Source organism: Pseudomonas sp. PDM10 (assembly GCF_014852295.1).
GTDB lineage: Bacteria > Pseudomonadota > Gammaproteobacteria > Pseudomonadales > Pseudomonadaceae > Aquipseudomonas.
Map to the genome: position 1 here is coordinate 1 of NZ_JACVBJ010000008.1, position 22713 is coordinate 22713.

The 22713-nt window shown below is 54.6% G+C and carries 20 protein-coding genes and 4 tRNA genes; all 24 read left to right on the forward strand.

Going from position 1 to position 22713, the window contains the following annotated elements; genetic code table 11:
• Positions 1-202: 202 nt before the first annotated feature.
• Entirely contained in the window at positions 203-1162 is a 960-nt protein-coding gene (gene birA / locus IB252_RS26045; protein WP_192410766.1) for a bifunctional biotin--[acetyl-CoA-carboxylase] ligase/biotin operon repressor BirA, read from the forward strand.
• Positions 1152-1901, forward strand: a complete 750-nt coding sequence (locus IB252_RS26050) for a pantothenate kinase (protein WP_192410767.1) — start codon at positions 1152-1154, stop codon at positions 1899-1901. Before birA ends, IB252_RS26050 begins: the two co-directional genes overlap by 11 nt.
• 7 nt (positions 1902-1908) lie before the next feature.
• Positions 1909-2349 (forward strand): hypothetical protein, encoded by a 441-nt coding sequence (locus tag IB252_RS26055; protein WP_192410768.1) that lies wholly within the window; start codon positions 1909-1911, stop codon positions 2347-2349.
• Between the two features lie 142 nt (positions 2350-2491).
• Positions 2492-2576, forward strand: a tRNA-Tyr gene (locus IB252_RS26060).
• Between the two features lie 24 nt (positions 2577-2600).
• Positions 2601-2674: transfer RNA gene (locus tag IB252_RS26065), tRNA-Gly, on the forward strand.
• Positions 2675-2700: 26 nt separating this feature from the next.
• Positions 2701-2776, forward strand: a tRNA-Thr gene (locus IB252_RS26070).
• A gap of 84 nt (positions 2777-2860) precedes the next feature.
• The gene (gene tuf / locus IB252_RS26075; RefSeq protein WP_007896619.1) at positions 2861-4054 is read left to right on the forward strand and encodes an elongation factor Tu; all 1194 of its coding nucleotides are present in this window, start codon (positions 2861-2863) and stop codon (positions 4052-4054) included.
• A gap of 53 nt (positions 4055-4107) precedes the next feature.
• A tRNA-Trp gene (locus tag IB252_RS26080) sits at positions 4108-4183 on the forward strand.
• Positions 4184-4228: 45 nt separating this feature from the next.
• On the forward strand, positions 4229-4597 hold the full coding sequence (gene secE / locus IB252_RS26085; protein WP_008145488.1) for a preprotein translocase subunit SecE: 369 nt from the start codon (positions 4229-4231) through the stop codon (positions 4595-4597).
• A 9-nt stretch (positions 4598-4606) separates the two neighbouring features.
• The gene (gene nusG / locus IB252_RS26090; protein WP_007896622.1) at positions 4607-5140 is read left to right on the forward strand and encodes a transcription termination/antitermination protein NusG; all 534 of its coding nucleotides are present in this window, start codon (positions 4607-4609) and stop codon (positions 5138-5140) included.
• Between the two features lie 117 nt (positions 5141-5257).
• Positions 5258-5689, forward strand: coding sequence for a 50S ribosomal protein L11 (rplK, locus tag IB252_RS26095; protein WP_003210097.1), 432 nt, complete (start codon positions 5258-5260; stop codon positions 5687-5689).
• The gene (gene rplA / locus IB252_RS26100; RefSeq protein WP_007896626.1) at positions 5689-6384 is read left to right on the forward strand and encodes a 50S ribosomal protein L1; all 696 of its coding nucleotides are present in this window, start codon (positions 5689-5691) and stop codon (positions 6382-6384) included. The genes rplK and rplA overlap by 1 nt, the downstream gene beginning before the upstream one ends.
• 198 nt (positions 6385-6582) lie before the next feature.
• A complete protein-coding gene (gene rplJ, locus IB252_RS26105; RefSeq protein WP_008145489.1) occupies positions 6583-7083 on the forward strand; it encodes a 50S ribosomal protein L10 in 501 nt (166 codons plus the stop codon).
• Between the two features lie 80 nt (positions 7084-7163).
• Positions 7164-7529, forward strand: a complete 366-nt coding sequence (gene rplL / locus IB252_RS26110) for a 50S ribosomal protein L7/L12 (protein ID WP_008145490.1) — start codon at positions 7164-7166, stop codon at positions 7527-7529.
• A gap of 220 nt (positions 7530-7749) precedes the next feature.
• Positions 7750-11823, forward strand: a complete 4074-nt coding sequence (gene rpoB, locus IB252_RS26115) for a DNA-directed RNA polymerase subunit beta (protein ID WP_095131480.1) — start codon at positions 7750-7752, stop codon at positions 11821-11823.
• Positions 11824-11887: 64 nt separating this feature from the next.
• The gene (gene rpoC / locus IB252_RS26120) at positions 11888-16087 is read left to right on the forward strand and encodes a DNA-directed RNA polymerase subunit beta' (RefSeq protein ID WP_111451230.1); all 4200 of its coding nucleotides are present in this window, start codon (positions 11888-11890) and stop codon (positions 16085-16087) included.
• A 216-nt stretch (positions 16088-16303) separates the two neighbouring features.
• On the forward strand, positions 16304-16675 hold the full coding sequence (rpsL, locus tag IB252_RS26125) for a 30S ribosomal protein S12 (protein ID WP_002555494.1): 372 nt from the start codon (positions 16304-16306) through the stop codon (positions 16673-16675).
• Between the two features lie 118 nt (positions 16676-16793).
• Complete coding sequence (gene rpsG / locus IB252_RS26130; protein WP_002555493.1) at positions 16794-17264, forward strand: 30S ribosomal protein S7; 471 nt, start codon at positions 16794-16796, stop codon at positions 17262-17264.
• 30 nt (positions 17265-17294) lie between these two features.
• Positions 17295-19400, forward strand: a complete 2106-nt coding sequence (gene fusA / locus IB252_RS26135) for an elongation factor G (RefSeq protein ID WP_033059466.1) — start codon at positions 17295-17297, stop codon at positions 19398-19400.
• A 31-nt stretch (positions 19401-19431) separates the two neighbouring features.
• Positions 19432-20625: an elongation factor Tu gene (gene tuf / locus IB252_RS26140; protein ID WP_111451228.1), complete on the forward strand. Its 1194-nt coding sequence runs from the start codon at positions 19432-19434 to the stop codon at positions 20623-20625.
• Positions 20626-20766: 141 nt separating this feature from the next.
• Positions 20767-21078 carry a 30S ribosomal protein S10 gene (gene rpsJ / locus IB252_RS26145; protein ID WP_003186070.1) on the forward strand — a complete coding sequence of 104 codons (312 nt, stop codon included), beginning with the start codon at positions 20767-20769 and terminating at the stop codon, positions 21076-21078.
• Between the two features lie 80 nt (positions 21079-21158).
• Complete coding sequence (gene rplC, locus IB252_RS26150) at positions 21159-21794, forward strand: 50S ribosomal protein L3 (RefSeq protein ID WP_003186059.1); 636 nt, start codon at positions 21159-21161, stop codon at positions 21792-21794.
• A 12-nt stretch (positions 21795-21806) separates the two neighbouring features.
• Positions 21807-22409: a 50S ribosomal protein L4 gene (gene rplD / locus IB252_RS26155; protein WP_007896707.1), complete on the forward strand. Its 603-nt coding sequence runs from the start codon at positions 21807-21809 to the stop codon at positions 22407-22409.
• Positions 22406-22705 carry a 50S ribosomal protein L23 gene (gene rplW, locus IB252_RS26160; protein ID WP_002555488.1) on the forward strand — a complete coding sequence of 100 codons (300 nt, stop codon included), beginning with the start codon at positions 22406-22408 and terminating at the stop codon, positions 22703-22705. Before rplD ends, rplW begins: the two co-directional genes overlap by 4 nt.
• Positions 22706-22713 lie beyond the last annotated feature (8 nt).

The following is a 22713-nucleotide window of genomic DNA, read 5'->3' on the forward strand; positions in this document are numbered from 1 at the left end:
CAGTGAAACGATGCATCGCCGATGGTAGTGTGGGGTTTCCCCATGTGAGAGTAGGTCATCGTCAAGATTAAATTCCGAAACCCCTATCTGCGTATGCAGGTAGGGGTTTTGTTTTGTCCGCAGGAAAACTGACCTGTAGGGTTTCTATGCAATGGCGCGGGGCATGGCTATCATGCGGGCCTCATTGTGAGGCGAGACTTGCATGCTGACATTGTTAAAGCTTCTTAAAGATGGCCGATTCCATTCGGGTCAGGCCTTGGGCGTCGCCTTGGGTGTCAGTCGTAGTGCCGTTTGGAAGCAGCTTCAGCATTTAGAAGCTGAGCTGGGATTATCCATTCATAAGGTGCGGGGGCGCGGCTATCAACTGGCTGCGCCATTGACGCTGCTTGATCCTGTCGAGATAAGAGAGCAGGCGCCTTCTTGTGATTGGCCCATCCTGGTCTTCGATTCAATTGACTCCACTAATGCCGAGGCTTTGCGCGCCATAGAGCGGGGTCAAGCGGCGCCCTTTCTGGTGCTCGCGGAACGGCAAACCGCAGGTCGCGGGCGGCGTGGACGAAAGTGGGCGAGCCCATTCGCGGAAAACATCTATTACAGTCTCGTGCTGCGTATTGACGGTGGAATGCGTCAGCTGGAAGGCTTGAGTCTGGTTGTTGGGCTCGCCGTCATGCAGGCCTTGCGAGAGCTTGGTATTTCGGGGGTTGGATTGAAGTGGCCCAACGATGTTCTGGTGGGTCAGAAGAAGATTGCCGGGATATTGCTCGAGTTGGTGGGGGATCCTGCCGATGTGTGTCACGTTGTGCTGGGTGTGGGAATTAATGTGAACATGCAGATTACCGATGAGGTTGATCAGCAATGGACGTCCATGCGGCTAGAGTCGGGCAAGGTGTTTGATCGGAGTCACTTGGTCGGGGAGTTGGGTGCGATGCTCCAGGCATATCTGTGTCGTCATCAAGTCGACGGATTTTCAGCTATCCAGGCAGAGTGGGAGCAAAATCATCTCTGGCGGGGGCGAGCCGTGTCGTTGATCGCAGGCGTTAACCACATAGAAGGCGAAGTGCTGGGTATTGATAGTCAAGGTGCTCTACGCTTGAAGGTGGGTGGTGTGGAAAAAGTCTTTAGTGGTGGTGAGCTCAGTCTGAGGTTGCGTGATGATTCTTGAGCTCGACTGCGGAAACAGTTTTATCAAGTGGCGTGTGCTTGGCGCGGATGTTCGGCGGGTGGTCGGCGAGGGGGTCGTTGATTCGGACCTCGCGTTGTTGGAGAGTTTGAAAGCGCTCAAGGGGCTCGCTCTCAAGTTTTGTCGGTTGGTCAGTGTCAGGACTGCCGAAGAAACCAGTGCCCTGATTTCTCTGCTGACAGAAGCTTTTGGTGTGTCGGTGGTATGCGCGGCGCCGTCCCGGGAAATGTCCGGAGTTCGTAATGGCTATGAGGAGTTCGAGCGGTTAGGGCTCGACCGTTGGCTGGCGATGCTCGGGGGATTCCATCTGGCCTCAGGTGCTTGTCTTGTGCTTGATTTTGGTACGGCGGTTACTGCGGACTTCATCTCCAGGAATGGAGAGCATCTCGGAGGGTTTATATGTCCGGGTATGCCGCTGATGCGAAACCAATTGCGTACCCATACTCGTAGAATTCGTTATGGTGATCTAGCCGCCGAGCGCGCTCTGGAAAGTCTCGTTCCTGGTCGGACAACTGTCGAAGCGGTCGAGCGGGGGTGCTCGTTGATGCTGAGAGGCTTTGTCCTGACGCAGCTAGAGTTGGCGCGTAGCTATTGGGGGGATGATTTTGTTGTATTTCTCACTGGAGGAGATGCAGACCTGGTTTCCGGGATCGTGCCTGAGGCCAGGGTAGTTCCTGATCTGGTGTTTGTAGGTTTGGCGATGGCGTGCCCCTTGTCCTGAGGTTTTTATGCGTTGGTTGTTTCTGCTGCTGCTTGTTCTCAATGTGTTCTATTACATCTGGCACCAACAAGAGGCTCCTCTGCGTGCGAAGGATGTAACCCCTTTGAATTTGTATCGGGGGGCGCAGCAGGATATTCGCTTGTTGAGTGAGACGACTGACGCGGCTCGTGATAAAGGAAAGCCTGTCCAGGCAGACGATGGATGCCTCTATCTTGGCGGCTTTACTCGTCAGGAGGCAGCTCAGGCGGTTGAGCGGCGATTGAGTGGCATGGAAATCAAGTTCGAGTCCTTGCTGAGGGCTCCTCCAGGGTCTGATGGTTACTGGGTGCGTGTGGCACCAGAAAGCCGGCGTTGGCTAGATGACTCGCAGCTGAAAAACCTTTCTAGAGAATTCAATGAGTTAAAACATAAAATAATGCCGTGCGGAGGGGTTGCACCCGCCGATTAGTTTGCATAGAATGGCGCCCGCTTCGCAGTGAAGACCTTTAATGGTTAACGCCGTAAAGTGACGTCAACGCAGCTAACCTCAGGTTTTTAATGAGAAAATGCTTGACAGAAGGCTGGCATGATATAGAATGCCGGCTCGCTTAGGAGGGGTTCCCGAGCGGCCAAAGGGATCAGACTGTAAATCTGACGTCTACGACTTCGAAGGTTCGAATCCTTCCCCCTCCACCATTTTTAGCGAGAGCTGCAAGCTCCGCGGGTATAGTTTAGTGGTAGAACCTCAGCCTTCCAAGCTGATGATGCGGGTTCGATTCCCGCTACCCGCTCCAAGTTTGCAGATCCTGCATAGCGTTACGCTCTTGTAGCTCAGTTGGTAGAGCACACCCTTGGTAAGGGTGAGGTCAGCGGTTCAAATCCGCTCAAGAGCTCCATATAACAAGGCAGATATGAAAATATCTGCCTTTGTTTTAATGGCTTGTTTGACCTGCTCAATTCTTCTCCTAGGGGTGATTTTGATGGCTAAGGAAAAGTTCGAACGTAATAAGCCGCACGTCAACGTTGGTACCATTGGTCACGTCGATCACGGTAAAACTACTCTGACTGCTGCTTTGACCCGCGTCTGCTCCGAAGTTTTCGGTTCGGCAAAGGTTGACTTCGACAAGATCGATAGCGCCCCTGAAGAAAAAGCTCGTGGTATCACCATCAACACCGCTCACGTTGAGTACGATTCGGCCGTGCGTCACTACGCACACGTTGACTGTCCAGGTCACGCTGATTACGTAAAAAACATGATTACCGGTGCTGCTCAGATGGATGGCGCGATTCTGGTTTGCTCGGCCGCTGATGGTCCGATGCCGCAAACTCGTGAGCACATCCTTCTGTCCCGCCAGGTTGGCGTTCCGTACATTGTTGTCTTCCTGAACAAGGCTGACATGGTTGATGACGCGGAGTTGCTTGAGCTGGTTGAGATGGAGGTACGCGACCTGCTGAGTACTTACGATTTCCCGGGTGATGACACTCCAATCATCATTGGTTCGGCGCTGATGGCGCTGAATGGTCAAGACGACAACGAGATGGGTACTACTGCCGTCAAGAAGTTGGTCGAGACTCTGGATAGCTACATTCCGCAGCCTGAGCGAGCTATTGATAAGCCGTTCCTGATGCCGATCGAGGATGTTTTCTCGATCTCCGGTCGCGGTACTGTTGTGACTGGTCGTGTTGAGCGTGGCATTGTCCGCATTCAGGAAGAAGTTGAGATTGTTGGTCTTCGTGACACTGTCAAAACTACTTGCACTGGTGTTGAGATGTTTCGCAAGCTGCTCGACGAAGGTCGTGCTGGCGAGAACTGCGGCGTATTGCTGCGTGGTACTAAGCGTGATGATGTTGAGCGTGGCCAGGTTCTGGTCAAGCCGGGCACTGTCAAGCCTCATACCAAGTTCACTGCAGAGGTTTACGTTCTGAGCAAGGAAGAAGGCGGTCGTCATACTCCGTTCTTCAAGGGTTACCGTCCACAGTTCTACTTCCGTACCACGGACGTGACCGGTAACTGCGAATTGCCAGAAGGCGTTGAAATGGTGATGCCGGGTGACAACGTTCAGATGACTGTCACTCTGATCAAAACCATCGCAATGGAAGATGGTCTGCGTTTCGCCATTCGTGAGGGCGGTCGTACCGTCGGCGCTGGTGTCGTTGCTAAGGTTATCGAGTAAATTGTTGTAATGTCTTTTTCGGGCCGGCATAATGGTCGGCCTGATTTTGTTTTAGGTCAGTAGCTCAATTGGCAGAGCGACGGTCTCCAAAACCGTAGGTTGGGGGTTCGATTCCCTCCTGACCTGCCAGATTCACTTGGTGTATCTGGCTTTCTTTTCACAGGATCTTCATAGATGACTCCTAAAGCTGAAGCTCAAGGCTCTCGCTTCGATCTGCTCAAGTGGCTAGTAGTAGTTGCTTTGGTGGTTGTTGGCGTTGTTGGCAATCAGTATTACTCTGCTTCGCCGATCCTGTACCGCGTACTTGCTTTGCTCGCCATTGCTGCTGTAGCTGCCTTTGTAGGCCTGCAGACAGTCAAGGGCAAGTCTTTCTTTGTACTGGTTAAGGAAGCTCGCACCGAGATTCGTAAAGTCGTATGGCCAACTCGCCAAGAAACCACGCAGACCACGTTGATCGTTGTGGCTGTTGTTCTGGTTATGGCGTTGCTGTTGTGGGGGCTTGATTCCCTGCTCGGCTGGCTTGTTTCCTTGATTGTCGGCTAAGGGTGTCCCGTGGCTAAGCGTTGGTACGTTGTGCATGCTTACTCCGGTTACGAGAAGCATGTCATGCGCTCGTTGGTAGAGCGCGTAAAGCTGGCTGGCATGGAAGATGGCTTTGGCGAAATTCTGGTTCCCACTGAAGAAGTGGTTGAAATGCGTAATGGCCAGAAACGCAAAAGCGAGCGCAAGTTCTTCCCAGGTTATGTGCTGGTTCAGATGGACATGAATGAGGGTACTTGGCACTTGGTCAAGGATACTCCTCGGGTGATGGGTTTTATTGGCGGTACTGCTGATAAGCCTGCACCTATCACAGATAAAGAGGCGGAAGCGATTCTGCGTCGTGTTGCTGATGGTAGCGACAAGCCGAAGCCGAAGACGTTGTTCGAGCCAGGTGAATCGGTACGTGTCAATGACGGTCCGTTTGCCGACTTTACTGGCACGGTCGAAGAAGTTAACTACGAGAAGAGCCGGATCCAAGTGGCAGTGCTCATTTTCGGTCGCTCTACTCCGGTAGAGCTAGAGTTCAGCCAGGTCGAAAAAGTCTAGCTGAGCAAGCATCCCAACCCCGCAGCCCTAGGCTGTGGGGTTTTGTCGTCACTGGGATAAACGCGCAAGTAACCGGGGAGCCTTTCGAGGCGTTCGAACCCGTAATTGGAGTGCCTCATGGCCAAGAAGATTACCGCTTACATCAAGCTGCAAGTGAAGGCCGCTCAGGCTAACCCAAGCCCACCTGTTGGTCCTGCTCTGGGTCAGCACGGCGTGAACATCATGGAATTCTGCAAGGCTTTCAACGCCCGTACTCAGGGTATTGAACCAGGTCTGCCGACTCCAGTGATCATCACTGTCTACAGCGACCGTAGCTTCACTTTCGAAACCAAATCCACACCTGCTTCGGTTCTGCTGAAGAAAGCTGCTGGTCTGACTAGCGGTTCCGCTCGTCCGAACACCGTTAAGGTTGGCACCGTTACCCGTGCTCAGCTGGAAGAAATCGCGAAAACCAAAAACGCGGATCTGACTGCAGCTGATATGGACGCGGCCGTGCGTACTATCGCCGGTTCTGCTCGTAGCATGGGCCTTAACGTGGAGGGTGTGTAATGGCTAAGTTGACCAAGCGTCAAAAGGCTATCGCCGGCAAAATCGAAGCAGGCAAGTCCTACAACTTTGTAGACGCTGCTGCTCTGCTGGCTGAGCTGTCGACTGTCAAGTTCAGCGAGTCGTTTGACGTTGCTGTAAACTTGGGTGTTGATCCGCGTAAATCCGACCAGGTCGTTCGTAGCGCTACTGTGCTGCCACACGGCACTGGCAAGACCGTTCGCGTTGCAGTGTTCACCCAGGGTCCAGCTGCTGAGGCCGCTTTGGCTGCCGGCGCTGACCGTGTAGGTATGGACGATCTGGCTGCCGAAATGAAAGGCGGCGACCTGAACTATGACGTAGTTATCGCATCCCCGGATGCAATGCGCGTTGTTGGTCAGTTGGGTCAGATCCTGGGCCCGCGCGGCCTGATGCCTAACCCTAAAGTCGGCACTGTAACGCCAGACGTAGCTACCGCGGTTAAAAACGCCAAGGCTGGTCAGGTTCGTTATCGCACCGACAAAAACGGCATCATCCACACCTCCGTTGGCAAAGTCGGCTTCGATGCCGTCAAGCTGAAGGAAAACGTTGAAGCCCTGATCGCTGATCTGAAGCGTATCAAGCCAGCTTCCTCGAAAGGTATTTACGTCAAGCGCGTTACCCTGAGCACCACCATGGGTCCAGGCCTGGTCATCGACCAAGGTTCGCTCGACGCGTAAGACACAGGTTGGCGCAAGCGATTGCGCCAATTGAAAGATTGGGGTCCCTGCCTGGCGGGGGCTATCCAAGACCGTAGGCGACGCAAGTCTTAAACCTCAAGCCTACGCAGATGGTGCTCCCGGTTCCTTACCGAATCAGACACCAAAACGACATCTGGCCTCGGTTGGATGAAACGGTAACAAGCAGGAGTTTTTCCCGTGGCAATTAAACTTGAAGACAAGAAGGCCATCGTCGCTGAAGTCAACAAGGCTGCCCAAGTTGCTCTGTCCGCTGTCGTGGCTGATGCCCGTGGCGTAACAGTAGGCGCTATGACCGGACTCCGTAAAGAGGCTCGTGAAGCTGGCGTTTACGTACGTGTTGTACGTAACACTCTGCTCAAGCGCGCCGTTGCTGGCACTCAATATGACGTGCTCAACGACGTGTTCACTGGCCCGACCTTGATTGCATTCTCCAAAGATCATCCGGGCGCTGCTGCTCGTATCTTCAAAGAGTTCGCAAAAGGTCAGGATAAGTTCGAGATCAAGGCAGCTGCGTTCGAGGGCAAGTTCCTCGCAGCTAATCAGATCGACGTACTGGCAAGCCTGCCGACCCGTGACGAAGCAATTTCTCAGCTGATGAGCGTGATTCAAGGCGCAACCAGCAAATTGGCTCGTACTCTGGCGGCTCTTCGCGACCAGAAAGAAGCTGCCGCAGCCTAAGGCTGAGCGACTCCTTTCAGCGTTTATTGTTTATTTCGATGGCCGCGTAGGCTGTCACCCCAATACAGGAATTTATAGTCATGTCTCTGACTAACGACCAAATCATCGAAGCAATCGGCGAAAAATCCGTTCTGGAAATCGTTGAGCTGATCAAGGCCATGGAAGAGAAGTTCGGCGTTTCCGCTGCCGCTGCTTCCGCTGGTCCAGCTGCTGTCGCTGCCGTTGTTGAAGAACAAACTGAATTCAACGTCATGCTGCTGGAAGCTGGCGAGAAGAAAGTTAACGTGATCAAGGCAGTACGTGAACTGACCGGTCTGGGCCTGAAAGAAGCCAAGGCTGTAGTTGACGGCGCTCCTGGCGTTGTTCTGGAAGCTGTTTCGAAAGACGCAGCTGACAAAGCAAAAGCCACTCTGGAAGAAGCAGGCGCTAAAGTCGAGCTGAAGTAAGCATCGACTTTGCGTCTCCAGCCCGAGCGTTAAGCGAAAGGCTGATGGCTGGTGGCTCTTGCCACCGGCCTTTTTCCGTTATTGGCAGCCGACTGGGTCGGTGCTGATAACGAGCTGTAACCACCCGATGCGGTGGCGCAAACCATGGGGTTTGCACGATTTTCTGGCTGCTCCCGTCGGGAGGGGCCAAACAAGCAGGTGACCAAGCTGGGGAACGCTGATGGCTTACTCATATACTGAGAAAAAACGTATCCGCAAGGACTTTAGCAAGTTGCCGGACGTCATGGATGTGCCGTACCTCCTGGCCATCCAGCTGGATTCGTATCGTGAATTCTTGCAAGCGGGAGCGACTAAAGATCAGTTCCGCGACGTGGGCCTGCATGCGGCCTTCAAATCCGTTTTCCCGATCATCAGCTACTCCGGCAATGCTGCGCTGGAGTACGTCGGTTATCGCCTGGGCGAACCGGCATTTGATGTCAAAGAATGCGTATTGCGCGGTGTAACTTACGCCGTACCTTTGCGGGTAAAAGTGCGCCTGATCATTTTCGACAAAGAATCGTCGAACAAAGCGATCAAGGACATCAAAGAGCAAGAAGTCTACATGGGTGAAATCCCCCTGATGACTGAGAACGGTACCTTTGTAATCAACGGTACCGAGCGTGTAATCGTTTCCCAGCTGCACCGTTCCCCGGGCGTGTTCTTCGACCACGACCGTGGCAAGACGCACAGCTCCGGCAAACTGTTGTACTCGGCGCGTATCATTCCTTACCGCGGTTCGTGGTTGGACTTCGAGTTCGACCCGAAAGACTGCGTATTCGTGCGTATCGACCGTCGTCGCAAGCTGCCTGCATCGGTACTGCTGCGCGCGCTCGGCTATACCACTGAAGAAGTGCTCGACGCGTTCTACACCACCAACGTCTTCCACGTGCAAGGTGAAAACCTCAGCCTGGAACTGGTGCCGCACCGCCTGCGTGGTGAAATTGCTGTCCTGGATATCCTGGATGACAAAGGCAAGGTTATTGTCGAGCAAGGTCGTCGTATCACTGCTCGCCACATCAACCAGCTGGAAAAAGCCGGGATCAAAGAGCTGCAAGTGCCTCTGGACTACGTCCTGGGTCGCACTACCGCCAAGGTCATCGTGCATCCGGCAACCGGCGAAATCCTGGCAGAGTGCAACACTGAGCTGAACACCGAGATCCTGGCAAAAATCGCCAAGTCCCAGGTTGTTCGCATCGAAACTCTGTACACCAACGATATCGACTGCGGTCCGTTCGTTTCCGACACGCTGAAGATCGACTCCACCAGCAACCAATTGGAAGCGCTGGTCGAGATCTATCGCATGATGCGTCCAGGCGAGCCGCCAACCAAAGACGCTGCCGAAACTCTGTTCAACAACCTGTTCTTCAGTCCTGAGCGCTATGACCTGTCTGCGGTCGGCCGGATGAAGTTCAACCGTCGTATCGGTCGTACCGAGATCGAAGGTTCGGGCGTGTTGTGCAAAGAAGACATCGTTGCTGTGCTGAAGACTCTGGTCGACATCCGTAACGGTAAAGGCATCGTCGATGACATCGACCACCTGGGTAACCGTCGTGTTCGCTGCGTAGGCGAAATGGCCGAGAACCAGTTCCGCGTTGGCCTGGTACGTGTTGAGCGTGCGGTCAAAGAGCGTCTGTCGATGGCTGAAAGCGAAGGCCTGATGCCGCAAGACCTGATCAACGCCAAGCCAGTGGCTGCGGCGGTGAAAGAGTTCTTCGGTTCCAGCCAGCTTTCCCAGTTCATGGACCAGAACAACCCGCTGTCCGAGATCACCCACAAGCGTCGTGTTTCTGCACTCGGCCCTGGCGGTTTGACTCGTGAACGTGCTGGCTTTGAAGTTCGTGACGTACACCCGACTCACTACGGTCGTGTATGCCCGATTGAAACGCCGGAAGGTCCGAACATCGGTCTGATCAACTCCCTGGCCGCTTATGCGCGCACCAACCAGTACGGCTTCCTCGAAAGCCCATACCGTGTGGTGAAAGACGCTCTGGTCACCGACGAGATCGTGTTCCTGTCCGCCATCGAAGAAGCTGATCACGTGATCGCTCAGGCTTCGGCCACGATGAACGACAAGAAGATGCTGATCGACGAGCTGGTAGCTGTTCGTCACTTGAACGAGTTCACCGTCAAGGCGCCGGAAGACGTCACCTTGATGGACGTTTCTCCGAAGCAGGTAGTTTCGGTTGCAGCGTCGCTGATCCCGTTCCTCGAGCACGATGACGCCAACCGTGCGTTGATGGGTTCGAACATGCAGCGTCAAGCTGTACCAACTCTGCGCGCTGACAAGCCGCTGGTCGGTACTGGCATGGAGCGTAACGTAGCTCGTGACTCCGGCGTTTGCGTCGTGGCTCGTCGTGGTGGCGTTATCGATTCCGTCGACGCCAGCCGTATCGTGGTTCGTGTTGCTGATGATGAAGTTGAAACCGGTGAAGCTGGTGTCGACATCTACAACCTGACCAAATACACCCGCTCCAACCAGAACACCTGCATCAACCAGCGTCCGCTGGTGCGTAAAGGTGATCGGGTTCAGCGTAGCGACATCATGGCTGACGGCCCGTCCACCGACATGGGTGAACTGGCGCTGGGTCAGAACATGCGCATCGCGTTCATGGCCTGGAACGGTTACAACTTCGAAGACTCCATCTGCCTGTCGGAACGAGTTGTTCAAGAAGACCGCTTTACCACGATCCACATTCAGGAACTGACCTGTGTGGCACGTGACACCAAGCTTGGGCCAGAGGAAATCACTGCAGACATCCCGAACGTGGGTGAAGCTGCACTGAACAAGCTGGACGAAGCCGGTATCGTTTACGTAGGTGCTGAAGTTGGCGCAGGCGACATCCTGGTTGGTAAGGTCACTCCGAAAGGCGAGACCCAACTGACTCCGGAAGAAAAACTGCTGCGTGCCATCTTCGGTGAAAAAGCCAGCGACGTTAAAGACACCTCCCTGCGTGTGCCTACCGGCACCAAGGGTACCGTCATCGACGTACAGGTCTTCACCCGCGACGGCGTTGAGCGTGATGCTCGCGCACTGTCGATCGAGAAGACTCAGCTCGACGAGATCCGCAAGGACCTGAACGAAGAGTTCCGTATCGTCGAAGGCGCAACTTTCGAACGTCTGCGTTCCGCTCTGGTCGGCCACAAAGCCGAAGGCGGCGCCGGTCTGAAGAAAGGTCAGGAAATCACCGACGAAGTTCTCGACGGTCTTGAGCATGGTCAGTGGTTCAAACTGCGCATGGCTGAAGATGCTCTGAACGAGCAGCTCGAGAAGGCTCAGGCCTACATCGTTGATCGCCGCCGTCTGCTGGACGACAAGTTCGAAGACAAGAAGCGCAAACTGCAGCAGGGCGATGACCTGGCTCCAGGCGTGCTGAAAATCGTCAAGGTTTACCTGGCAATCCGTCGCCGCATCCAACCGGGCGACAAGATGGCCGGTCGTCACGGTAACAAAGGTGTGGTCTCCGTGATCATGCCGGTTGAAGATATGCCGCACGATGCCAATGGCACCCCGGTCGACGTCGTCCTCAACCCGTTGGGCGTACCTTCGCGTATGAACGTTGGTCAGATCCTTGAAACCCACCTGGGCCTCGCGGCCAAAGGTCTGGGCGAGAAGATCAACCGGATGATCGAAGAACAGCGCAAAGTCGCTGAGCTTCGTAAATTCCTCGACGAGATCTACAACCAGATCGGCGGTCGTAACGAAGATCTGGATAGCTTCTCCGACCAGGAAATCCTGGATCTGGCGAAGAACCTGCGTGGCGGCGTTCCAATGGCCACTCCAGTGTTCGACGGCGCCAAGGAAAGCGAAATCAAGGCCATGCTGAAACTGGCAGACCTGCCAGAAAGCGGCCAGATGCAGCTGACCGACGGCCGTACCGGCAACAAGTTCGAGCGCCCGGTTACTGTTGGCTACATGTACATGCTGAAGCTGAACCACTTGGTAGACGACAAGATGCACGCTCGTTCTACCGGTTCGTACAGCCTGGTTACCCAGCAGCCGCTGGGTGGTAAGGCGCAGTTCGGTGGTCAGCGTTTCGGGGAGATGGAGGTCTGGGCACTGGAAGCATACGGTGCTGCTTACACTCTGCAAGAAATGCTCACAGTGAAGTCGGACGATGTGAACGGCCGTACCAAGATGTACAAAAACATCGTGGATGGCGATCACCGTATGGAGCCGGGCATGCCCGAGTCCTTCAACGTGTTGATCAAGGAAATTCGTTCCCTCGGCATCGATATCGATCTGGAAACCGAATAACACGTGACGCGAATCGAGAGCGGGGCAGGATTGCCCGCTCTCTGCTCCGCCAGGAGGAAAGGCCTTGAAAGACCTACTGAATTTGCTGAAAAACCAGGGTCAAGTCGAAGAGTTCGACGCCATCCGTATTGGATTGGCATCGCCTGAGATGATCCGTTCGTGGTCGTTCGGTGAAGTTAAAAAGCCGGAAACCATCAACTACCGTACGTTCAAACCTGAGCGTGACGGCCTGTTCTGCGCCAAGATCTTTGGCCCGGTAAAGGATTACGAGTGCCTGTGCGGTAAGTACAAGCGCTTGAAGCACCGCGGTGTGATCTGCGAGAAGTGCGGCGTTGAAGTCGCGCTGGCCAAAGTTCGTCGTGAGCGCATGGCGCACATCGAACTGGCTTCCCCGGTTGCCCACATCTGGTTCCTGAAGTCGCTGCCGTCGCGTATCGGCTTGCTGATGGACATGACCTTGCGTGATATCGAACGCGTTCTCTACTTCGAGAGCTATGTCGTTATCGATCCAGGCATGACCACCCTTGAAAAAGGTCAGCTGCTCAACGATGAGCAGTACTTCGAAGCGCTGGAAGAGTTCGGCGACGATTTCGATGCCCGCATGGGTGCCGAAGCTGTCCGTGAACTGCTGCACGCTATCGATCTGGAACACGAGATTGGCCGTCTGCGTGAAGAAATTCCGCAAACCAACTCCGAAACCAAAATCAAGAAGCTGTCCAAGCGTCTGAAGTTGATGGAAGCCTTCCAGGGTTCCGGCAACCTTCCAGAATGGATGGTGCTGACCGTTCTGCCGGTTCTGCCGCCAGATCTGCGTCCACTGGTCCCGCTGGATGGCGGTCGCTTCGCGACTTCCGACCTCAACGATCTGTATCGTCGAGTGATCAACCGTAACAACCGCTTGAAGCGCCTGCTTGATCTGTCCGCTCCGGACATCATCGTGCGCAACGAAAAGCGTATGTTGCAGGAAGCTGTCGATGCACTGCTCGATAACGGTCGTCGTGGCCGCGCTATCACTGGTTCCAACAAGCGTCCTCTGAAATCCCTGGCTGACATGATCAAGGGTAAGCAGGGTCGTTTCCGTCAGAACTTGCTCGGTAAGCGTGTTGACTACTCCGGTCGTTCGGTAATTACCGTAGGTCCGACCCTGCGTCTGCACCAGTGCGGTCTGCCGAAGAAAATGGCTCTCGAGCTGTTCAAGCCGTTCATTTTCGGCAAGCTGGAAATGCGTGGTCTCGCTACCACCATCAAAGCTGCCAAGAAGATGGTTGAGCGCGAGCTGCCAGAAGTTTGGGACGTTCTCGCTGAAGTGATCCGTGAACACCCGGTTCTCCTCAACCGTGCACCGACCCTTCACCGTCTGGGTATCCAGGCGTTTGAACCGGTACTGATCGAAGGTAAGGCTATCCAGCTGCACCCTCTGGTCTGTGCTGCGTACAACGCCGACTTCGACGGCGACCAAATGGCCGTGCACGTACCGCTGACACTGGAAGCCCAGTTGGAAGCGCGTGCGTTGATGATGTCGACCAACAACATTCTGTCGCCAGCCAACGGTGAGCCAATCATCGTTCCGTCGCAGGACGTTGTATTGGGTCTGTACTACATGACTCGTGAAGCGATCAACGCCAAGGGCGAAGGTCGTGTGTTTGCGGATCTGCAAGAAGTTGACCGTGTGTTCCGTGCCGGCGAAGCCGCACTGCACGCTAAAGTCAAAGTGCGGATCAACGAAACCGTCAACGATCGTGATGGTGGCAGCGTCAAGAACACCCGTATCGTCGACACCACTGTCGGCCGTGCGCTGTTGTTCCAGGTTGTTCCGCCTGGCCTGTCGTACGACGTCGTCAACCAGCCGATGAAGAAAAAGGCGATCTCCAAGCTGATCAACCAGTGCTACCGTGTGGTTGGTTTGAAAGAGACCGTGATCTTCGCTGACCAGTTGATGTACACCGGTTTTGCCTATTCGACCATTTCCGGCGTTTCCATCGGTGTTAACGACTTCGTTATCCCGGATGAAAAAGCCCGCATCATCAATGCTGCTACTGATGAAGTGAAAGAGATCGAAAGTCAGTACGCCTCCGGCCTGGTAACCCAGGGCGAGAAGTACAACAAAGTGATCGACCTTTGGTCCAAGGCGAACGACGAAGTTTCCAAGGCAATGATGGCCAACCTCTCGAAAGAGAAAGTCATCGACCGCCACGGCGTCGAAGTCGACCAAGAGTCTTTCAACTCGATGTACATGATGGCCGATTCGGGCGCACGGGGTTCTGCTGCGCAGATCCGTCAGCTCGCCGGTATGCGTGGCCTGATGGCCAAGCCGGACGGTTCCATCATCGAAACGCCGATTACTGCGAACTTCCGTGAAGGTTTGAGCGTACTTCAGTACTTCATCTCCACTCACGGTGCTCGTAAAGGTTTGGCGGATACCGCGTTGAAAACTGCGAACTCCGGTTACCTGACTCGTCGTCTGGTAGACGTGGCGCAGGATCTGGTAGTAACCGAGATCGATTGCGGCACCGAACATGGCCTGGTAATGACTCCGCACATTGAAGGCGGTGACGTTGTGGAGCCGCTGGGTGAGCGCGTATTGGGTCGTGTTATTGCCCGTGACGTGTTCAAGCCAGGTACCGAAGAAATCATCGTTCCTGCCGGCACGCTGGTAGACGAGAAGTGGGTCGAGTTCATCGAGCTGAACAGCATCGACGAAGTGATCGTGCGTTCGCCGATCAGCTGCGAAACCCGCTACGGCATTTGCGCCAAGTGCTACGGCCGTGACTTGGCTCGTGGTCACCAGGTGAACATCGGTGAAGCGGTCGGCGTTATCGCTGCCCAGTCCATCGGTGAGCCGGGTACCCAGCTGACCATGCGTACGTTCCACATCGGTGGTGCGGCAAGCCGGACCTCCGCAGCCGACAGCGTTCAGGTGAAGAATGGCGGTACCGTCCGTCTGCATAACCTGAAGCACGTTGAGCGAGTGGATGGTTGCCTGGTTGCTGTGTCCCGTTCCGGTGAGCTGGCAATCGCTGATGACTTCGGTCGTGAGCGCGAGCGTTACAAGCTGCCGTACGGTGCTGTGATTTCGGTTAAAGAAGGTGACAAGGTCGACGCTGGCGCAATCGTGGCCAAGTGGGATCCGCACACTCACCCAATCGTTACCGAAATGAAAGGTACCGTGACCTACGTGGGCATGGAAGAAGGCATCACGATCAAGCGTCAGACTGACGAATTGACCGGTATGACCAACATTGAAGTACTCGACGCCAAAGACCGTCCAGCTGCCGGTAAAGATATTCGTCCTGCAGTGAAGATGGTTGATGACAACGGCAAGGATCTCTTGCTGCCGGGTACTGACGTAATTGCTCAGTACTTCCTGCCTGCTAACGCCCTGGTTGGTGTAGCGGATGGCGCGAAGATTGCGATCGGTGATGTTATCGCTCGTATCCCGCAAGAGACTTCGAAGACCCGTGACATCACTGGTGGTCTGCCGCGTGTTGCCGACTTGTTCGAAGCACGTCGTCCGAAAGAAGCCTCGATTCTGGCTGAAGTCAGCGGCACCATCGCGTTCGGTAAAGAGACCAAGGGCAAGCGCCGTCTGGTTATCACTCCGAACGATGGCTCCGATCCGTACGAAGAGCTGATTCCGAAGTGGCGTCACCTGAACGTCTTCGAAGGCGAACAGGTAAACCGCGGCGAAGTTATCTCCGACGGCCCGAGCGATCCACACGACATCCTGCGTCTGCTGGGTGTGAGTGCGCTGGCCAAGTACATCGTAAACGAGATCCAGGACGTTTATCGCCTGCAAGGCGTGAAGATCAACGACAAGCACATCGAGACCATCCTGCGTCAGATGTTGCGTAAGGTTGAAATCGCTGAATCTGGCGACTCGACTTTCATCAAGGGCGACCAGATGGAGTTGACTCACGTTCTGGTAGAGAACGAGCGTTTGGCTGGCGACGAGAAATTCGTTTCCAAGTTCACTCGCGTGCTGTTGGGTATCACCAAGGCGTCGTTGTCCACCGAATCGTTCATCTCGGCGGCTTCCTTCCAGGAAACCACTCGCGTACTGACCGAAGCGGCGGTAACCGGCAAGCGCGATTACCTGCGCGGCCTGAAAGAAAACGTGGTCGTGGGTCGTCTGATCCCGGCTGGTACCGGTCTGGCTTATCACAGCGAGCGCAAGCGCCGCCGTGATGCTGACAAACCGTTGCGTGTAAGCGCCAGTGAAGTGGAAGCTGCACTGACCGAAGCGCTGAACTCGAGCGGTAACTGAGTTCTGCGGTAAATGAGCGTAAGGCCCTGGCCATTCCGTTCATCGAATCGAGACAATTTGTCGAGGTTGGATGAGTGGGGAGGTCGGGGCCTTGCCTTGACTGGGGGCAAGAACCTCTTTAGACTCTTGTACCCCTAAATTTGGCGGGAATTCGTTCCTGCCATTTTGCTTTTCTTGCAAGACAATAGCGTCGCAAGACAACAGTGGAGCTAGTAGATGGCAACTATCAACCAGCTGGTACGTCAGCCGCGTAAGCGTATCGTCGAGAAATCCGACGTGCCTGCGCTGCAGAACTGCCCGCAACGTCGTGGCGTATGCACCCGTGTGTATACCACCACGCCGAAAAAACCTAACTCGGCACTGCGTAAAGTATGCCGTGTGCGTCTGACCAACGGTTTCGAGGTTTCCTCGTACATCGGCGGTGAAGGCCACAACCTGCAAGAGCACAGCGTGGTACTGATCCGCGGCGGTCGTGTAAAAGACTTGCCAGGTGTTCGTTACCACACCGTACGCGGTTCTTTGGATACTTCCGGCGTTAAAGGTCGTAACCAGGGTCGTTCGAAGTACGGTACCAAGAAGCCTAAGTAGTAGTGGCTTTTTGTAAAAACTGATTTTCTATTTTTCTGAGTCGATAAGAGTAAGGTCGGAGGCGTCCCGAAAGGGCACCGATTCCGAGCGAACCTGAAGACCGTTTGAGGGCTTATCCATGCCAAGAAGACGCGTAGCAGCCAAGCGCGAAGTGCTTGACGATCCAAAATACGGAAGCCAAATTCTGGCCAAGTTCATGAACCACGTAATGGAAAGCGGCAAGAAAGCCGTTGCCGAGCGTATCGTTTATGGCGCGCTGGAGAAGGTTAAAGAACGCAAGAACAGCGACCCCCTGGAAATCTTCGAGAAAGCTCTCGACGCCATCGCTCCGCTGGTCGAAGTAAAGTCGCGCCGTGTAGGCGGTGCTACTTACCAGGTTCCGGTTGAAGTTCGTCCGTCCCGTCGTAACGCCCTGGCAATGCGCTGGTTGGTAGACTTCGCCCGCAAGCGCGGCGAGAAGTCTATGGCTCTGCGTTTGGCTGGCGAACTGTTGGACGCTGCCGAAGGTAAAGGTGCTGCAGTTAAGAAGCGTGAAGACGTGCACCGCATGGCTGAAGCCAACAAGGCTTTCTCGCACTACCGCTTCTAATTTTAGCGTCACTAATTTTGCGAGGGCTTTATGGCTCGTACTACACCGATTAATCGCTACCGTAACATTGGTATCGTTGCTCACGTGGATGCTGGTAAGACCACCACCACCGAGCGCGTCCTTTTTTACACTGGCAAAAGTCACAAGATGGGCGAGGTGCATGATGGCGCCGCGACCACCGACTGGATGGTGCAGGAGCAGGAGCGTGGTATTACCATTACTTCTGCTGCTATTACCGCCTTCTGGCAGGGTTCCGAGAAGCAGCACAAAGACCAATACCGCTTCAACGTTATTGATACCCCAGGCCACGTAGACTTCACTATTGAAGTTGAGCGTTCCCTGCGTGTACTCGATGGCGCGGTCGTTGTGTTCTGTGGCACCTCGGGTGTTGAGCCTCAGTCGGAAACCGTATGGCGTCAAGCCAACAAATACGGCGTTCCACGTCTTGTTTACGTAAACAAGATGGACCGTGCTGGTGCAAACTTCCTGCGCGTGATCGGTCAGATCAAGCAGCGTCTGGGTCACACTCCGGTGCCAATCCAGTTGGCTATCGGTTCCGAAGACAACTTCCAGGGTCAGATCGATCTGATCGCCATGGAAGCTGTTTACTGGAATGACGCTGACAAAGGCATGGTTCCAGTTCGCAAGCCTATCCCTGCTGAACTGCAGGAACTGGCTGACGAGTGGCGCGGCAACATGGTTGAGGCTGCGGCCGAAGCCAGCGAAGAGCTGATGAACAAGTACCTCGAAGGTGAAGAACTCACCAACGCGGAAATCAAGGCCGCTCTGCGTCAGCGTACTATCGCTGGCGAGATCGTTCTGGCTGTTTGCGGTTCTTCCTTCAAGAACAAGGGTGTTCCCCTGGTTCTCGACGCCGTTATCGACTACCTGCCTGCTCCTACCGACATTCCTGCCATCAAGGGTACTGACCCGGATGACGAGACCAAGGAAATGGAGCGTCACGCAGACGACAGCGAGCCGTTCTCGGCTCTGGCGTTCAAGATCGCTACCGACCCATTCGTGGGTACCTTGACCTTTGTTCGAGTTTACTCGGGCGTGTTGGCCTCCGGCGACGGCGTGATCAACTCGGTTAAAGGCAAAAAAGAGCGCGTGGGTCGTATGGTGCAAATGCACGCAAACGCCCGTGAAGAAATCAAGGAAGTACGCGCTGGTGACATCGCGGCCTTGATCGGCATGAAGGACGTCACCACTGGTGAAACTTTGTGCAACGCTGACAAGCCAATTATCCTGGTTCGCATGGACTTCCCGGAGCCGGTTATTTCGGTTGCCGTAGAGCCTAAGACCAAGGACGACCAGGAAAAAATGGGTATCGCTCTGGGCAAACTTGCTCAGGAAGACCCGTCTTTCCGCGTCAAGACTGATGAAGAGACTGGTCAAACGATCATCTCCGGCATGGGCGAGTTGCACCTGGACATCCTGGTTGACCGGATGCGCCGTGAGTTCAACGTCGAAGCCAACATCGGTAAGCCTCAAGTTTCGTACCGTGAGCGCATCACGAAGAGCTGCGAAATTGAGGGCAAGTTCGTTCGCCAATCCGGCGGTCGTGGCCAGTTCGGTCACTGCTGGATTCGTTTTGCTCCTGCTGACGAAGGTCAGGAAGGTCTGCAATTCCTGAACGAAGTAGTGGGTGGTGTGGTTCCTAAGGAATACATCCCGGCTATCCAGAAGGGTATCGAAGAGCAGATGAAGAACGGCGTTGTCGCCGGCTATCCGCTGATCGGCCTGAAGGCTACCGTGTTTGATGGTTCCTACCACGACGTCGACTCGAACGAGATGGCGTTTAAGGTGGCTGCTTCCATGGCGACCAAGCAACTGGCCCAGAAGGGCGGTGGTGAGTTGCTTGAGCCGATCATGGCGGTAGAGGTTGTTACGCCTGAAGACTATATGGGTGACGTGATGGGCGACCTTAACCGTCGTCGCGGCATGATCCTGGGTATGGAAGACACGGTTTCCGGCAAAGTGATTCGCGCCGAGGTTCCGTTGGGTGAAATGTTCGGTTACGCAACCGACGTTCGTTCCATGTCCCAAGGTCGCGCAAGCTACTCTATGGAATTCAAAAAATACAATACGGCTCCGTCGCACATCGTCGAAACCGTTACCAAAAAACAAGGCTGAATCAGCCCCTTTAGGCTAGGAGTTAATTGTCGTGGCTAAAGAAAAATTTGACCGTACCCTCCCGCACGTCAACGTTGGCACCATCGGTCACGTCGACCACGGTAAAACCACGCTGACCGCTGCTCTGACTCGCGTCTGCTCCGAAGTTTTCGGTTCGGCTGTTGTTGCTTTCGACAAAATCGATAGCGCTCCGGAAGAAAAGGCTCGCGGTATCACCATCAACACCGCACACGTTGAATACAACTCGGCGATCCGTCACTACGCTCACGTTGACTGCCCAGGTCACGCTGACTATGTGAAGAACATGATCACCGGTGCTGCCCAGATGGACGGCGCTATCCTGGTTTGCTCGGCCGCTGATGGTCCGATGCCACAAACCCGTGAGCACATCCTGCTGTCCCGTCAGGTTGGCGTTCCGTACATCGTTGTCTTCCTGAACAAGGCTGACATGGTTGACGACGCTGAGCTGCTGGAACTGGTTGAGATGGAAGTGCGCGATCTGCTGAGCACTTACGACTTCCCAGGTGACGACACTCCGATCATCATTGGTTCGGCTCTGATGGCCCTGAACGGCCAAGACGACAACGAAATGGGTACCACCGCTGTTAAGCGTCTGGTAGAAACTCTGGACAGCTACATCCCAGATCCAGTTCGTGTTATCGACAAGCCGTTCCTGATGCCAATCGAAGACGTATTCTCGATCTCCGGTCGCGGTACTGTTGTAACTGGCCGTATCGAGCGCGGTATCGTCAAGGTTCAGGATCCACTGGAAATCGTTGGTCTGCGTGACACTACCGTCACCACCTGCACCGGTGTTGAAATGTTCCGTAAGCTGCTCGACGAAGGTCGTGCTGGCGAGAACTGCGGCGTGCTGCTGCGCGGCACCAAGCGTGACGACGTTGAGCGTGGCCAGGTTCTGGTCAAGCCAGGTTCGGTTAAGCCGCACACTACCTTCGAAGCTGAAGTGTATGTGTTGAGCAAAGAAGAAGGCGGTCGCCACACTCCGTTCTTCAAAGGCTACCGTCCACAGTTCTACTTCCGGACCACTGACGTGACCGGTAACTGCGAACTGCCGGAAGGCGTTGAAATGGTAATGCCAGGCGACAACATCAAAATGGTTGTCACCCTGATCAAAACCATCGCAATGGAAGATGGTCTGCGTTTCGCTATTCGTGAAGGCGGTCGTACCGTCGGCGCTGGCGTCGTAGCCAAAATCATCGCTTAATAAGTGATGACTTGAAAAAGCCCCCGCCTAGCGGGGGCTTTTTTATTGGGTTGACACTGTAGTAGCCCGTCTATAGAATTGCGCCTCCTTTTAACGGGCGTATTGCGCTCGCTGGGAATAGCAGCCGGAGTCTGAAATCCAATGCAAAATCAGCAAATCCGTATCAGGTTGAAGGCTTTTGACCATCGCCTGATCGACCAATCCACCCAGGAAATCGTGGAAACCGCGAAACGTACTGGTGCTCAAGTGCGTGGTCCAATTCCACTGCCTACCCGTAAAGAGCGGTTCACCGTTCTGGTCTCCCCGCACGTCAACAAAGACGCGCGTGACCAGTATGAGATCCGTACTCATAAGCGCGTTCTGGACATCGTCCAGCCGACGGATAAAACCGTTGATGCTCTTATGAAGCTTGATCTTGCGGCCGGTGTGGAAGTGCAGATCAGCCTCGGCTAAGACTCGGTCTTAGTCGTGTAACGCTCTGAAATGGGCGGCCATAGCGGGTGAAAGCCCCGTACACTCATGAGGTTTACAACATGACTATTGGTGTAGTCGGTCGTAAATGCGGTATGACCCGTATTTTCACCGAAGAAGGTGTCTCCATTCCGGTCACGGTCATTGAGATCGAACCGAATCGCGTCACCCAGTTCAAAACTGAAGAGACCGATGGCTATCGTGCAGTGCAAGTCACTGTAGGCGAGCGTCGTGCTTCGCGTGTTACAGCTGCTCAAGCTGGCCACTTCGCTAAAGCGAACGTTGCCGCTGGTCGTACCGTAATGGAATTCCGTCTTGAAGAAGGCGAGTACCAGGCCGGCGATCTGATCAACGCTGAAATCTTCGCTGCTGGTCAACTGGTTGATGTAACCGGTCAATCCAAAGGTAAAGGCTTCCAGGGTACGATCAAGCGTTGGAATTTCCGCGGGCAAGATAATACCCACGGTAACTCCGTATCCCACCGCGTTCCAGGCTCTATCGGCCAGTGCCAGACTCCTGGTCGTGTATTCAAGGGCAAAAAAATGTCCGGTCATATGGGCGCTGAGCGCGTGACCGTGCAGTCCCTCGAAGTAGTGCGCGTGGACGCTGAACGCAATCTGTTGTTGGTCAAGGGCGCTGTTCCTGGCGCTACTGGCGGCAACTTGGTTGTACGTCCAGCAGCCAAGGCTCGCGGTTAAGGGGAAGCTGACATGCAATTAAATGTAAATGACGCTCAAGCGATCGAAGTTTCCGAACTGACATTTGGCGGCGAATTCAACGAGACGCTGGTTCACCAAGCAGTCGTGGCCTACATGGCCGGCGGCCGTCAAGGTAGCAAGCAGCAAAAGACCCGTTCCGACGTTCGTGGTGGCGGTAAGCGCCCATGGCGTCAGAAAGGTACTGGCCGTGCTCGTGCCGGTACTATCCGTAGCCCAATCTGGCGTGGCGGCGGTACCACTTTCGCAGCTCGTCCTCAGGATCACACCCAGAAGCTGAACAAGAAGATGTATCGCGCAGCAATGCGTTCCATCCTTGCTGAGCTGGTGCGTACTGATCGTCTGGTTGTGGTTCAGGACTTCGCTGTTGATGCACCGAAGACCAAAGATCTGCTGAACAAACTGACCGGCATGGGCCTGACTGACGTCTTGATCGTGTCTGAAGTGGTTGATCAGAACCTGTACCTGGCTGCTCGTAACCTGCCACACGTTGATGTACGTGACGTGCAAGGTTCCGATCCAGTTAGTCTGATCGCATACGACAAGGTGTTGATCACCGTGTCGGCCGTGAAGAAATTCGAGGAGCTGCTGGGATGAACCAGGAACGCGTATTTAAAGTTCTGCTTGGCCCGCACGTTTCCGAGAAGGCTACGGTTCTGGCTGACAAGAAAGGCCAGTTCGTTTTCAAGGTTGCAACTGACGCAACCAAGCTGGAAATCAAGAAGGCCGTCGAAAGCCTGTTCAGCGTGAAAGTAGAGCGTGTTACTACCCTGAATGTTCTGGGTAAGAGCAAGCGCACTGCTCGCGGTCTGGGCAAGCGTAATGACTGGAAGAAGGCAGTTATCTCCCTTCAGCCAGGCCAAGATCTCGATTTCAGCAGCAGTGCTGAGTAAGGAAGGGG